The following is a 12293-nucleotide window of genomic DNA, read 5'->3' on the forward strand; positions in this document are numbered from 1 at the left end:
GCGTCACCGATTCGTCGGTGGCGCCCCGTCTCTCGTTGGCCCGTGGCGGGCGCCGAACACACGGGCATTCGGCGGAGGTCACGGCGCGCGGGGTCAGGTGGCAGGGTGCCTAGGGTGGGGGAATGGGAACCACCTCTCGTCTCGTGTCGGCCTTCCTCGGGATGTTCCGGTCGTCGACGCCCGCCGCACCTCCTCGCCGCGGCTCAGGGCCGGCCCAGCCCTCCGCGGCCGCTGCCGACGCCCGCACGGTCGAGATCGACCCGCCACGGCGTCTGACGCTGTCCTATGCCCCTCAGCGCGACAATGCGCCCGACGCCGGAGAGATCGTCTGGACGTGGGTGCCCTACGAGGAGCGCGACGGACGCGGGAAGGACCGCCCGGTCCTCGTCATCGGGCGAGCGGATGCCACCCACTCCTACGTCGTGCGTCTGACCAGCAAGCCGCACGACGGTGACCGCCAGTACCTTGCGCTGGGTTCAGGAGAGTGGGACCCACAGGGACGGCCGTCGTGGGTCGACATCGAGCAGCTATATCTCGTCCACGATGCCGGCATGCGCCGGGAGGCCGCGGCCCTCGACCGTCGACGCTTCGACGCGGTGGCGGCGGCGTTGACCGCGCGCTACGGCTGGCAGCGGGGGTGACGACCGTGAGGATGAAGGGATGAGCACCATCTCGCCCATCGTGATCGATACCGCCGCAGCCGAACGTATGTGGCATGACTACACCACCGCACACCCCGACGCCGTCGCCGCCTGCCCCGAGTACACCGTCGAGCACTTCGGCGATTCCGAGCGGCTGGCCGACGAACTCCTCACTTGCGTGCTCGAGGGCGAGAAGCGCGCAACGTCGGGCCTCGTCGCCGAATACATCGCCGAGCACCAGCCCCTCCCGCGGATCGGATCGCACTGGATCGCCTGCGACGGACGCGGGGCGCCCCGAGCGATTCTGCGCACGATCGAGATGCGCCTCGGGGGCTTCGCGAGCGCAGACGCGCGTTTCGCCTATGACGAGGGGGAGGACGACCGCTCCCTCGACAGCTGGCGCACGGAGCACCGGCGGTACTGGACGCGCATCTCGACCGCCCTCGGGCGGGAGTGGTCGGAAGGCGACGAGATCGTCTTCGAGCGCTTTCACGTGGTCTGGCCGCCCGAGCACGCCGACTGACGCACGAACGGAGAAAGCCCCCGGCGAACCGGGGGCCTTGCGGTGGGCGATACCAGACTCGAACTGATGACCTCTTCCGTGTGAAGGAAGCGCGCTACCAACTGCGCCAATCGCCCGCATCCCGAACGGGACTCAACGATCGTACCGGATGCGACGCCGTGCTTCGAACCACGGCGTGGGACACTCCCGGGTCGCGCCCGGTTTTGCACCCGTGCGCGGATCGGGTAATGTCTTACAAGTGCTCGGGGCAAGCCCCGGGAACGAAATGCGGATGTAGCGCAGTGGTAGCGCATCACCTTGCCAAGGTGAGGGTCGCGAGTTCGAATCTCGTCATCCGCTCGAGTGAAGGGATCTCCGTCTGGGAAACCGACGGGAGATCACGACACGTGGGTCGAACCACACACGGTGGCGTGGCCGAGCGGCTAGGCACCGGCCTGCAAAGCCGTTTACACGGGTTCGAATCCCGTCGCCACCTCGCTTCACAACTGAACAGCCTGTATAGGCGCGATTGGCGCAGCGGTAGCGCGCTTCCCTGACACGGAAGAGGTCACTGGTTCGATCCCAGTATCGCGCACCGAAGGAAACCCCCGGCTTGCCGGGGGTTTTTTCCGTTGGAGGCCGGATCACGAAGCGCGTGCGAGCGGGGTGCACGTCGTCACACGGGCCGTGCGGCGGCGATGTCGGTGGGTCGTGGCATCCTTGTTTCTATGGATGAGTTGCAGGATTCGCCCCCGCGTCGATCACGCGAGCAACTCGAGGCGTGGGTGCAGGAATTCCAGAATCAGGGGCACGTCATCGGCGGCTCCATTCGGGTCGCCCAGCAGGAAGACGCCGACCAGCAAGACACCGGGCTGGTCGTCATGAACCTGCATAACGCGGAGGCGTCGATCTACATGCAGCCGCGGGGCTACGACGAGCCCGTCTGGGAGGCGACCCTCACGGGTCGACCCGAAGATCTGACCCTCTCGATCCACGACATCGCGTCGCTCGCCGCGGAGCTCGTCGTCGCCGGCAACCTCTGCTCGTTCCTGCAGTGGAAGTCGCTCGAGTGGGACCGTCAGAGCGGGACCCATACGTAGAGGCGGTGTTCAACGCCCCGGTGCTTCTCGCCCTCAGGCGGCGGACGGCGAGGACGAGCGCGAGGACGGGGACGCGGGAATGAGCGGCGTCGGGCCCGGGTCGGCGATGCGGATCGCCGCGACGGGGGCACCCTCCGCCGACATGGCGTCGTCCGGTCGCTTCTGATCGTCGCCGGTTCTCAGCGTGATCTCCGCCGGCTCGACCGCCGCGTGCTCGACGTCGAGGGCCGCATCCTCGGCGGTGTATCGACTGAGCGAGACATCCCGCGAACCGAACACCCCCCGCCGGAGTCGAACCATGGTGTACCCCTGGTCGCGCAGGTCCTCGGCGCTCTCGTGGGTCATCTCCGTACGGGCGATACGCACCCACCCGGTATGCGAGTCGTACGCGTGCGTGACGAGGTGATGCTGTGACATGCGAACCTCCCGAGAACAAGGCTGGCAAGTCCGAGGGCTCCTCGTGTTCGCACCGTGTTCCGATCATGTGAACATCGAGCGGCGGATTCTCTGCGCAAGCCCCCTGTCCGCCGCTGTCGTGGCGCCTACCGTTGACCCATGACCGTTCCCGACACGCAGTGGCGTGAGATCGCCGCGTCTCCGTTCGTCTCCCTCGGCACCTTTCGACGCAACGGCGTCGAGGTCTCCGTCCCCGTCTGGATCGCGCGTGACGGTGACGAACTCGTCGTGACGAGCGAGCGGAACACCGGAAAGGTCAAGCGACTGCGCAACGATTCGCGCGTGACACTGCGGCCTTGCAGCCGCATGGGTGCCGTCGCTCCGGATGCCATCACCGTCCAGACACACGGACGCGTAGCAGGCCCCGCCACCGACGATCCGCGCGCGGACGCGGCCCTCCGTCGCAAGTACGGCCTGCAGTGCCGCGCCATCCTCGGCTTCGAGGCGATCGTTCGGAGAATCCAGCGGCGCCCCGGCGATCGCGTCATCCTCCGCATCTCGCGAACGTCCTGAGCCGCCCCACGCCCGGGGAGCAGAAGCGGCTCCGACCGGTCGATATCGCGGTAGCCCGAAGGCGCGACAGGGTGTACCCGAACCGCAATCGAGCGCAAGGGGGTTGGCGCGCGGGCCTGTTTCGCGAAGGGTTGCAGGAGAGCGGCTGGCACCCCCGGCACCCGCGTCCCCCTTCTTCCTCCTCGCCGGAAGATGCGCGGCGTGACGAGGCGCCGGCGCGGAGGTATCGCATGGGCAGGTTCATCTACGACGGCAACACGAAAATGGAGTTCGAGGATCGACTCCTCGCGCACCTGCAGGCGGTCATCATGGCGAAAGTGCGTCGCGGGGAGAGTTTTCCCTTCACGTGGAAGGACGACATCAGCACCGGGGGCGGTCGCACCACGGTCTACATCCACCCCCACGTGTCGATGGTGTTCAAGTATCACGGCGGGCGGACCCCCCAGTTGAGCGCGCCGTGGCTGCACGCGCTGACCTACAACGCCAATTCCGGGCGCGGACTCTATGTCATCCCCGAACCCGAGGAGTTCACCCCGCGCGAGAGCGCACAGCGCGCAGAGATGGTGTTCCGCGAGGTTCCGAACAACCAGATGCCCGTCGGTTCGCGTTCCTGAACGGGAATAGCATCACCGACGGCCGAGGTTGTCGCCCTCATGAGCGACTGGACCGAGGCCAAGCCCTTCTTCGAAACGACCGCCGTCGCGCACCTCGCGACTCTCATGCGAGATGGATCTCCGCATTCGACTCCGCTGTGGGTCGGCGTCGACGGCGAACGGCTGATGTTCTTCACCGAGGTCGACGCGTTGAAGGACCGGAACCTCCGGCGTGACCCTCGCGTGGCCATCTCGGTCACGGGAGCCGACAACCCCTACGCGATGGCATTCGTGCGCGGCGAAGCCGTCGAAAGGATGGAGGGGGATGCCGCGCTGCCGTACGTCGATCGCATCTCGCACCTGTACGAGGGTCGCCCGTACGGCATGCGCGAGGGCCTCGCGGTGTGGTTCATCGAGCCGCGCAAGGCGTGGGGCCGCACCTACGAGGACTGAGGCTCAGAGCGCCAGCGGCAGCACTCCGAGGAACAGAATGAGCGGCGCGATCACCGCCCCGAGCACGATGAAGCGGCTCCACTTCACCTCGACGCCTGCCGCCACCAAGCGGTCATGCCACAGGAGGGTCGCGAGCGATGCCCAGGGGGTCACGATCGGTCCCGCGTTCACACCGATGAGAAGCGCTGCGAGACGGGCGGGCGAGCCCGCCACCGATTCGAGGGCGAGGTAGGCCGGCAGGTTGTTGATGCCGTTCGCCGCGAGGGCACCCACGCCGGCGAGCTGCCAGAGCGACACGAGATCGTCGCCGGTCCCGGCGAGCACCGACGTGAGGCGTCCGATTCCCAGCGCTTCGAGCGCGCCCACGGCCAGGAAGAGTCCCCCCGCGAACACCAGCAGAGACCAGGGCACGAGACGGACACCGAGAGCTCTCGGTGCGCGCCACGCGAATGCAGCCACGAGGACGACGGCGGCACCCAGAGCCGGCATCCACGGTTCGAGCCCGATCACCAGGAGGGGGAGCAGCGCCACCGTGACCACCCCGGAGACGCGCAGCAGCACCGGGTCGGAGACGGTGGGGGAAGCGGCGTCCGGATACGTTCTCGGCAGGCGTCGGAGGAACACCAGCGTCAGCACGACGACCGATACCGCAATTGCGATGAGAGCCGACGGCCCCAGCAGCGACAGGAACGCGACGGGGTCATGGCCGCCGCCGAGCGCCTCGGATGCCAACAGGTTGGTGAGGTTCGACACCGGCAGCACGAGCGACGCGGTGTTCGCCAAGACGACCGTGACGAAGGCGAAGGGCAGGGGATCGAGCTTGCGCGCGACCGCCATGGAGATGACCACGGGCGTGAGGAGCACGGCGGTGGTGTCGAGGGAGAGGAACGCCGTCGCCACCGTCGCCAACGCCACGACGAGAACCCACAACCACACCGTGCGCCCTCGGGCGATACGCGCCAAGCGCGCGGCGACCACGTCGAAGAGCCCCGCCTTCGACGCCAGCTCCGCCACGACCGTGACGGCGACCACGAACAGCAGGATGGGCCAGACGCGGTCGGCGACGGCGAGGGCGTCGCTCGCGGGAAGGGCGCCGGTGAGCAACGCGATGATCCCGAGGATCCAGAGCACGCCGCCGATGATGGCCAGAGTCACCGCTCCACTATGGGGCACGTCCGGTGCGGTCGAGGCCACGCCCGCCGGGTAGCCTGGAAGCGACCCTTTCAGGAGATGTGCTGTGACTGATTTTCCCGCCGATGGCTTCGCTCTTTTCCCCGACCGCTCGGTCGTCGCCTTGCGCGTGAACGGGGAGCTGAAAGACCTGGCCACGACCGTGACGGCCGACGACCAGGTCGAGCCGGTCACCATCGACAGCGCGGACGGTCTGTCGATCCTCCGCCACTCGACGGCGCACGTGCTCGCGCAGGCGGTCCAGCGTGTCAAGCCCCAGGCGAACCTCGGCATCGGACCGCCCGTCACGGATGGCTTCTACTACGACTTCCAGGTCGACGAACCCTTCACCCCCGACGACCTCAAGGTCATCAAGAAGGAGATGGAGCGAATCGTCCGCGAGAACCAGCGGTTCGTGCGTCGCGTCGTCACGGACGACGAGGCACGCGCCGAACTCGCCGATGAGCCGTTCAAGCTCGAGCTCATCGGGCTGAAGGGCGGATCGGCCGAGGCCGCCGAGGGCGCCTCCGTCGAGGTCGGTGCCGGCGAGCTCACGATCTACGACAACATCACCCGTGACGGCGAGACCGCCTGGAAAGACCTGTGCCGCGGCCCGCACGTGCCGGGCACCCGTCTGATCGGCAACGGGTGGGATCTCACCCGCATCGCCGGTGCCTACTGGCGCGGTAGCGAGAAGAACCCGCAGCTCCAGCGCATCTACGGCACCGCGTGGCCCACGAAGGACGAGCTGCGCGCGTACCAGCACCGCCTCGAAGAGGCCGCGAAGCGCGACCACCGCAAGCTCGGCAAAGAGCTCGACCTGTTCTCGTTCCCCGACGAGATCGGTCCCGGCCTGTCGGTGTTCCACCCCAAGGGCGGCATCATCCGCTACGAGATCGAGCGGTACATGCGCGAGCGCCTGCTCGCCAGCGGCTACGAGGTCGTCAACACCCCGCACATCACCAAGGGCGACCTGTTCATGACCAGCGGCCACCTGCAGTGGTACGCCGACGGCATGTACCCCCCGATGGTGCTCGACGAGGTGGTGGATGCCGACGGGCACGTGTCGCGCGAGGGCCAGGAGTACTACCTGAAGCCCATGAACTGCCCGTTCCACAACCTGATCTTCCGCTCGCGCGGACGCAGCTACCGCGAGCTGCCCCTGCGCCTGAGCGAGTTCGGGTCGGTATACCGCTACGAGAAGAGCGGGACGCTGTCGGGCCTCACGCGCGTGCGCGGCATGACCCAGGACGACACGCACATCTACGTCACCGCCGACCAGGTCAAGGCCGAGCTGACCCACAGCCTCGACTTCGTGCTGCAGACCCTGCGCGACTACGGCCTGAACGACTTCTACCTCGAGCTGTCGACGAAGGAAGACGGCAACCCGAAGTTCATCGGCGACGACGCCCTCTGGGCCGAGGCGACCGAGACGCTGCGCGAGGTCGCCGAGGCTTCCGGACTCGAGCTCGTGCCCGACCCGGGCGGCGCGGCCTTCTACGGCCCGAAGATCTCGGTGCAGGCACGCGACGCGATCGGCCGCACCTGGCAGATGTCGACGATCCAGCTCGACTTCAATCAGCCGGAGCGCTTCGAGCTCGAGTACACCGGCCCCGACGGCGAGAAGCATCGCCCCGTCATGATCCACCGCGCCCTCTTCGGCTCGGTCGAGCGCTTCTTCGCGATCCTGCTCGAGCACTACGCCGGGGCCTTCCCGGTGTGGCTCGCGCCGGTGCAGGTCGTGGCCGTGCCCGTCGCGGCGGAATACGGCGACTACCTCCAGGGCATCGTCGCCGACCTCAAGACCAAGGGCGTCCGCGCCGAGGCCGACCACAGCGACGACCGCATGCAGAAGAAGATCCGCACGCACACCACGCAGAAGGTGCCGCTTATGCTGATCGCCGGCGAGCAGGACCGCTCGAACGGCACGGTCTCGTTCCGGTTCCGCGACGGCACGCAGCTCAACGGCATCCCGGTCGACGAGGCGATCGCTCGCATCACCGGCGCGATCGCCGGCCGCACGCTCGTGAACACCGCCGAGGACTTGGCGTGACGATGGATCCGGATGCCGTCGCGGCGGGGGAGGCATCCCTCATCGACGCCGCGACACTTCCGGGCGTGCCCGACGAATTCCAACGCCTGTGGACACCGCATCGCATGGCCTACATCTCGGCGGGCCGCGAGCCGATGGAGAAGAACTGCCCGTTCTGCGCGGCGCCCGACAAGAGTGACGAGGACGGACTGATCGTCGCCCGCGGGAAGACCGCGTACGTGCTGCTGAACCTCTTCCCCTACAACTCGGGGCACCTGCTCGTGTGCCCGTACCGTCACATCGCCACCTACGATCAGGCGACCGACGAGGAAGTCGCCGAGATCGGTGCGCTCACCCAGCGCGGGATGCGCGTACTGAGGGCGGTGTCGAACTGCGACGGCTTCAACCTCGGTATGAACCAGGGGGCGATAGCCGGCGCCGGTGTCGACGCGCACCTGCACCAGCACATCGTGCCGCGCTGGGCCTCCGACGCGAACTTCTTCCCCATCATCGCCAAGACGAAGGCACTCCCGCAGCTGCTGGGTGACGTGCGGCGCGCGGTCGCGGACGCGTGGGACGGCTGAGCGCGTCCTCACCCTGCGCCACACGCACGAGTTCGGGATGGCGGCGGCCACCCGCTGGATTCGCTTGCCCCGGATGGTCGCGTCTCAAAGCTCGCATCGTCCATCTGGGTCAAACGAAATGACGCCCCGCTCGTTCGGTTGCCTCAGAAGGTCGCCAGCTCCGGGCCACACCGACAACGTTCGGCAAACGCATCTCTGACGCGACACGTGCTCGTGGCTGGACGCACAAGGCCGGCCCTTGCACCGCAGCGGAACGCTCCGCGTCTCCGCACCCCAGCAGCCCACGACGCTCGGCGTCCGTCACACGGCGCCCGCGTACGCCTGTCCGGGTGACCCGCGTCTCAGCGCACCTGGCGTACCGAGAATTGGAGGCGCGGGTGCGCGTACGCCTCCTGCGACTCGATGAGGCGCAGCTCGCGCGAACCCGACTCGTAGGTGTTCGTCAACAGGTCGAACACGCTCGAAGCGGTGCGCGCCAGAGCGTCCGCCGCGTCCCCGCCGCTGCGGCGGTAGTGAGCGGTGAAGAGGGCCGCGGTCACGTCGCCGGAGCCGTTCGCCTTCATCGGGATGAGCGGCGTCTGCACGATCCACGCGCCGTTGTCGTCGATGACCATCATCTCGATCGTGTCGGCCTCGCGGTCCGGCCGCTCGACACTGGTGACGAGAATGGTCCGCGGACCGCGAGCTCGCAGCGCGTCGGCCGATTCCAGGGTCGAATCGATACTGCCGGGCTCCGTGCCGGTGAGGAAGCCGAGCTCGAACTGGTTCGGGGTGAGGATGTCGGCGACCGGCACCACGCGCTCACGCAGGAGCTCGGGGATCGCGGGAGCGACGAAGCAGCCCGACTTCGCGTTGCCCATGACGGGATCGCAGGCGTAGACGGCATCCGGATTCGCCTTCTTGACCCGCGCGACGGTGTCGATGATGACGTCGGCGATGCCCTCGCCGCCCTGGTATCCCGAGAGCACGACGTCGATCTCGGGAAAGATCCCGCGTTCCTCGATCCCGGTGATCACCGCGGCGACATCGTCGGGGGAGATGAGCGGTCCGCGCCACGCGCCGTAGCCGGTGTGGTTGGAGAAGTTGACCGTGTAGACGGGGAGAACCTCGACGCCGATGCGCTGGAGGGGGAAGACAGCGGCGGAGTTGCCGACGTGCCCGTACGCGACGGCGGACTGGATCGAGAGCACCTTCATTCTTCGATCCTCCCACCTCGCGGGGCGACCCGCCGCGTGCCCACGGCCGCGGCGAGGTCGTCAGCAAGCGTCGCCGCCGACGTCTCGTCGAGATCGTGCACCGTCAGGCGCAGGAACGATCCGGTAGCGGTGGAGAGGAAGAAGGGGTCCCCCTCGCGGACGAGCCAGCCGCGCCGCATCAGGTCCTCGCGGACGCTCGCAGCGGGCACCGGAAGGGGCACCCAGAGATTGAGGCCGTCCCCCGGTGCGACGGGGAGTCCGCGCTCGGTCAGCGCGCGGGCGAACGCCGCGTTCCGCTCGGCGTAATGGGTCGCGGCACGCTCGATATCGGCGCGCACCGCGTCGTCGGTGACGAGCGCGAGCGTCATCCGCTGGAGAATGTGGCTGACCCACGTCGTCCCGGGCGTGAGCCGCACGGCGAGACCGTCGGCGGTGTCGGGATCGGATGCCGTGACAGCCAGGCACGTGTCGGGACCGAGGAACTTCGACATCGAACGGATCCGCACCCACCGGCGCTGCCCGGAGCCGATGACCGAGTGCAACGGCACCCGCGACAGGAGAGAGAAGTGGTCGTCCTCGATGACGAGGACGTACGGGTACTCGGCGAGAAGAGCCCGCAGTCCCGCAGCCCGATCGGGGCTCAGGCTCGCCCCGGTGGGGTTGTGGGCGCGCGGCGTGCAGATGACCGCGCGGACGCCGGCCTCGAGCGCGGCACGGAGCCCGTCGACCGTCATCCCCTCGGCATCCACCTCGACGGGAACCGCCCGGTATCCGCCGGTGCGCACCGTGTGCAACGCGGAGAGGAAGCACGGATCTTCCAGCGCCACCGCGTCGTCGCGCTGAAGCGCCTGTGCCAGCAGTCTCTCGATCGCGTCGCTCGCGCCACTGGTCACCGTGATGCGCAGGTCGTCGTGCGGGAGCTGATCGGCCATCCACTCTCGGGCCCAAGCCTCGAGGCCGGGATCGATGACCGGTTCTCCGTAGAGCACCGGCCGCGTGGAGCGGACGAGGGCGGCGGTGGGATCGGGGATCAGCGACGGGTCGGGGTTGCCCGTGCCGACGTCACGCAGCACGGTGTCGGGGGCATAGCCCTCCTGTGCGACCGCGGTCCGGTCTGCCACACGCGTGCCACCGCGTCCTCGCGCCTCGACGAGCCCCGCTTGGGCGAGCTGGCGGTATGCGGCGACGACGGTGTTGCGGTTGACACCGAGGTCGGCGGCCACGGTGCGCACGGGTGGTAACAGCGTGCCCGGGGCGAGCTCGCCACGCTCGATGCGCTCGCGGAGGTCTGCGGCGATTCCGGATGCCGATCGCCCGGTGATGTCGATGGTCATACGCCCCCCTGAGTTCCGATCAGCATATGTCCTGAGCCATGCTACGGTTTGGCCTAAGCCAATACATCGCGCCCCGAAGCGCGCCACCACGCGCCTTCCGCGCGGAACGGAGAAGCCATGACCGACACCGGAACCTCCCGCGTCAAGCGCGGTCTTGCCGAGATGCTCAAGGGCGGCGTCATCATGGACGTCGTCACCGCCGAGCAGGCGCGCATCGCCGAGGACGCCGGCGCCGTCGCCGTCATGGCACTCGAGCGCGTTCCCGCCGACATCCGCGCCCAGGGCGGCGTGGCCCGCATGAGCGACCCCGACCTGATCGATGACATCATCGCGTCGGTGTCGATCCCCGTCATGGCGAAGGCCCGCATCGGGCACTTCGTCGAGGCGCAGATCCTGCAGGAGCTCGGCGTCGACTACATCGACGAGTCGGAGGTGCTCTCGCCCGCCGACTACGTCAACCACATCGACAAGTGGAACTTCACCGTCCCGTTCGTCTGCGGAGCCACGAATCTCGGCGAGGCCCTGCGCCGCATCACCGAGGGCGCGGCGATGATCCGCTCCAAGGGCGAGGCCGGCACCGGCGACGTGTCGGAGGCGACCAAGCACATCCGCACGATCCGCGGCGAGATCAACGCCCTGCGCGCCAAGACGAAGGACGAGCTGTACGTCGCGGCCAAGGACCTGCAGGCACCCTACGACCTCGTCGCCGAGATCGCCGAGACCGGAACGCTCCCCGTCGTCCTCTTCACCGCCGGGGGAGTGGCCACGCCCGCCGACGCCGCGATGATAATGCAGCTCGGCGCCGACGGCGTCTTCGTGGGCTCGGGCATCTTCAAGTCGGGCAACCCCGCGCAGCGCGCCGCCGCGATCGTGAAGGCGACGACCTTCCACGACGACCCGAAGATCGTCGCCGAAGCCTCGCGCGGTCTCGGGGAGGCGATGGTGGGCATCAATGTCGCCGACCTCCCCGCCCCGCACCGCCTCGCCGAGCGTGGCTGGTAACGCGCCCCGCGTCGGCGTCCTCGCCCTTCAGGGCGATGTGCGCGAGCACCTGGCGGCGCTGACCGTCCTCGGCGCCGACGCTCGTCCCGTGCGTCGGCCCGAGGAGCTCGCCGCCGTGGACGGGCTCGTTCTCCCCGGCGGCGAATCGAGTGTCATCGACAAACTCGCTCGCGCCTTCGGCCTGTTCGATCCGATCCGCGCCGCCATCGCCGGCGGGATGCCGATGTACGGCACCTGCGCGGGTCTGATCCTCCTCGCCGACCGCATCGACGGTGCCATCGCCAACCAGCAGACGTTCGGCGGGATCGACGCCCGCGTCGCGCGCAATGTCTTCGGCAGTCAGACCGCGTCCTTCGAGACCGACCTCGACGTCCCGGCTTTCGGCGCACCGCCGATACACGCGGTGTTCATCCGCGCCCCCGCGGTGGTCGAGTGGGGTCCGGATGCCGAGCCCCTGGCATCCCTCCCCGATGGGCGGGTGGTCGCGATCGAACAGGGGGTGCTGCTCGGAACGGCGTTCCACCCCGAATCGACGGGGGAGACGCGCTTCCACGAGCGCTTCCTCTCACGTGTGGAGGATCGCCTGCGCAGATGACCGCGGCATGGACGGCGGAGCGTGTTGCGTTCCTCATCCGCCCCTGATGATCCGCCCGTCGGAGCGCGCACCCGATGAACGCGCCCCGCGCGCTCCGCGGAGGCGAGCACACGGGGCGCGTT

General features: G+C 68.5%; 14 protein-coding genes and 4 tRNA genes. 13 read left to right on the forward strand and 5 right to left on the reverse strand.

Translation table 11 applies throughout. The features are described 5' to 3' along the window. The first annotated feature begins 122 nt into the window (after positions 1-122). On the forward strand, positions 123-641 hold the full coding sequence (locus PIR02_17165) for a type II toxin-antitoxin system PemK/MazF family toxin (protein ID WZH36465.1): 519 nt from the start codon (positions 123-125) through the stop codon (positions 639-641). 19 nt (positions 642-660) lie between these two features. Beyond that, entirely contained in the window at positions 661-1164 is a 504-nt protein-coding gene (locus PIR02_17170; protein WZH36466.1) for an ASCH domain-containing protein, read from the forward strand. 43 nt (positions 1165-1207) lie between these two features. Here the strand turns inward: PIR02_17170 and PIR02_17175 are convergent. After that, a tRNA-Val gene (locus PIR02_17175) sits at positions 1208-1280 on the reverse strand. Positions 1281-1431: 151 nt separating this feature from the next. On the opposite strand from PIR02_17175, the gene PIR02_17180 reads away from it, so the two are divergent. The 4 genes from PIR02_17180 (at position 1432) to PIR02_17195 (ending at position 2243) form a co-directional block, all read left to right on the forward strand. Continuing rightward, positions 1432-1503: transfer RNA gene (locus PIR02_17180), tRNA-Gly, on the forward strand. Positions 1504-1568: 65 nt separating this feature from the next. Beyond that, positions 1569-1639 (forward strand) — tRNA-Cys (locus PIR02_17185). 27 nt (positions 1640-1666) lie between these two features. Beyond that, positions 1667-1738: transfer RNA gene (locus tag PIR02_17190), tRNA-Val, on the forward strand. A 133-nt stretch (positions 1739-1871) separates the two neighbouring features. Continuing rightward, positions 1872-2243 carry a hypothetical protein gene (locus PIR02_17195; protein ID WZH36467.1) on the forward strand — a complete coding sequence of 124 codons (372 nt, stop codon included), beginning with the start codon at positions 1872-1874 and terminating at the stop codon, positions 2241-2243. A gap of 33 nt (positions 2244-2276) precedes the next feature. Here the strand turns inward: PIR02_17195 and PIR02_17200 are convergent, their stop codons facing one another. Continuing rightward, on the reverse strand, positions 2277-2660 hold the full coding sequence (locus PIR02_17200; protein WZH36468.1) for a hypothetical protein: 384 nt from the start codon (positions 2658-2660) through the stop codon (positions 2277-2279). A 138-nt stretch (positions 2661-2798) separates the two neighbouring features. Here PIR02_17200 and PIR02_17205 point away from each other — a divergent pair, with 138 nt between their 5' ends. The 3 genes from PIR02_17205 to PIR02_17215 all read left to right on the forward strand — a co-directional run bounded on the left by PIR02_17205 (position 2799) and on the right by PIR02_17215 (position 4258). Continuing rightward, positions 2799-3212, forward strand: a complete 414-nt coding sequence (locus tag PIR02_17205) for a PPOX class F420-dependent oxidoreductase (protein WZH36469.1) — start codon at positions 2799-2801, stop codon at positions 3210-3212. Positions 3213-3442: 230 nt separating this feature from the next. Beyond that, positions 3443-3826, forward strand: coding sequence for an ATP-dependent DNA ligase (locus PIR02_17210; protein WZH36470.1), 384 nt, complete (start codon positions 3443-3445; stop codon positions 3824-3826). A 39-nt stretch (positions 3827-3865) separates the two neighbouring features. Beyond that, positions 3866-4258 (forward strand): TIGR03618 family F420-dependent PPOX class oxidoreductase, encoded by a 393-nt coding sequence (locus PIR02_17215; GenBank protein ID WZH36471.1) that lies wholly within the window; start codon positions 3866-3868, stop codon positions 4256-4258. 3 nt (positions 4259-4261) lie between these two features. Here the strand turns inward: PIR02_17215 and PIR02_17220 are convergent, their stop codons facing one another. Beyond that, a complete protein-coding gene (locus PIR02_17220) occupies positions 4262-5413 on the reverse strand; it encodes an ArsB/NhaD family transporter (protein ID WZH36472.1) in 1152 nt (383 codons plus the stop codon). 82 nt (positions 5414-5495) lie between these two features. Here PIR02_17220 and thrS point away from each other — a divergent pair, with 82 nt between their 5' ends. Further along, the gene (thrS, locus tag PIR02_17225) at positions 5496-7481 is read left to right on the forward strand and encodes a threonine--tRNA ligase (GenBank protein WZH36473.1); all 1986 of its coding nucleotides are present in this window, start codon (positions 5496-5498) and stop codon (positions 7479-7481) included. A 2-nt stretch (positions 7482-7483) separates the two neighbouring features. Continuing rightward, positions 7484-8044, forward strand: coding sequence for an HIT domain-containing protein (locus tag PIR02_17230; GenBank protein WZH39037.1), 561 nt, complete (start codon positions 7484-7486; stop codon positions 8042-8044). A gap of 341 nt (positions 8045-8385) precedes the next feature. Here PIR02_17230 and pdxY read toward each other — a convergent pair whose 3' ends face one another. Together pdxY and PIR02_17240 are read right to left on the reverse strand one after the other, a co-directional pair. Further along, positions 8386-9240 carry a pyridoxal kinase PdxY gene (gene pdxY / locus PIR02_17235; GenBank protein WZH36474.1) on the reverse strand — a complete coding sequence of 285 codons (855 nt, stop codon included), beginning with the start codon at positions 9238-9240 and terminating at the stop codon, positions 8386-8388. After that, on the reverse strand, positions 9237-10574 hold the full coding sequence (locus PIR02_17240; GenBank protein ID WZH36475.1) for an aminotransferase class I/II-fold pyridoxal phosphate-dependent enzyme: 1338 nt from the start codon (positions 10572-10574) through the stop codon (positions 9237-9239). The genes pdxY and PIR02_17240 overlap by 4 nt, the downstream gene beginning before the upstream one ends. Positions 10575-10691: 117 nt before the next feature. Between PIR02_17240 and pdxS the strand changes: the two genes are divergently transcribed. Continuing rightward, positions 10692-11576 carry a pyridoxal 5'-phosphate synthase lyase subunit PdxS gene (pdxS, locus tag PIR02_17245; protein ID WZH36476.1) on the forward strand — a complete coding sequence of 295 codons (885 nt, stop codon included), beginning with the start codon at positions 10692-10694 and terminating at the stop codon, positions 11574-11576. Beyond that, a complete protein-coding gene (pdxT, locus tag PIR02_17250; GenBank protein ID WZH36477.1) occupies positions 11527-12171 on the forward strand; it encodes a pyridoxal 5'-phosphate synthase glutaminase subunit PdxT in 645 nt (214 codons plus the stop codon). The genes pdxS and pdxT overlap by 50 nt, the downstream gene beginning before the upstream one ends. The last annotated feature ends 122 nt before the right edge of the window (positions 12172-12293 follow it).

Origin of the sequence: Microbacterium enclense (assembly GCA_038182865.1) — a bacterium.
GTDB lineage: Bacteria > Actinomycetota > Actinomycetes > Actinomycetales > Microbacteriaceae > Microbacterium > Microbacterium enclense_B.

Bases quoted from the DNA above. Each gene is read 5' to 3' on its own strand.
- pdxT (WZH36477.1), top strand. From the start codon at position 11,527: ATGTCGCCGACCTCCCCGCCCCGCACCGCCTCGCCGAGCGTGGCTGGT.
- PIR02_17195 (WZH36467.1), top strand. From the start codon at position 1,872: ATGGATGAGTTGCAGGATTCGCCCCCGCGTCGATCACGCGAGCAACTC.
- PIR02_17230 (WZH39037.1), top strand. From the start codon at position 7,484: ATGGATCCGGATGCCGTCGCGGCGGGGGAGGCATCCCTCATCGACGCC.
- PIR02_17200 (WZH36468.1), bottom strand. From the start codon at position 2,660: ATGTCACAGCATCACCTCGTCACGCACGCGTACGACTCGCATACCGGG.
- pdxY (WZH36474.1), bottom strand. From the start codon at position 9,240: ATGAAGGTGCTCTCGATCCAGTCCGCCGTCGCGTACGGGCACGTCGGC.
- PIR02_17165 (WZH36465.1), top strand. From the start codon at position 123: ATGGGAACCACCTCTCGTCTCGTGTCGGCCTTCCTCGGGATGTTCCGG.
- PIR02_17205 (WZH36469.1), top strand. From the start codon at position 2,799: ATGACCGTTCCCGACACGCAGTGGCGTGAGATCGCCGCGTCTCCGTTC.
- PIR02_17210 (WZH36470.1), top strand. From the start codon at position 3,443: ATGGGCAGGTTCATCTACGACGGCAACACGAAAATGGAGTTCGAGGAT.
- PIR02_17170 (WZH36466.1), top strand. From the start codon at position 661: ATGAGCACCATCTCGCCCATCGTGATCGATACCGCCGCAGCCGAACGT.
- pdxS (WZH36476.1), top strand. From the start codon at position 10,692: ATGACCGACACCGGAACCTCCCGCGTCAAGCGCGGTCTTGCCGAGATG.
- PIR02_17240 (WZH36475.1), bottom strand. From the start codon at position 10,574: ATGACCATCGACATCACCGGGCGATCGGCATCCGGAATCGCCGCAGAC.
- PIR02_17215 (WZH36471.1), top strand. From the start codon at position 3,866: ATGAGCGACTGGACCGAGGCCAAGCCCTTCTTCGAAACGACCGCCGTC.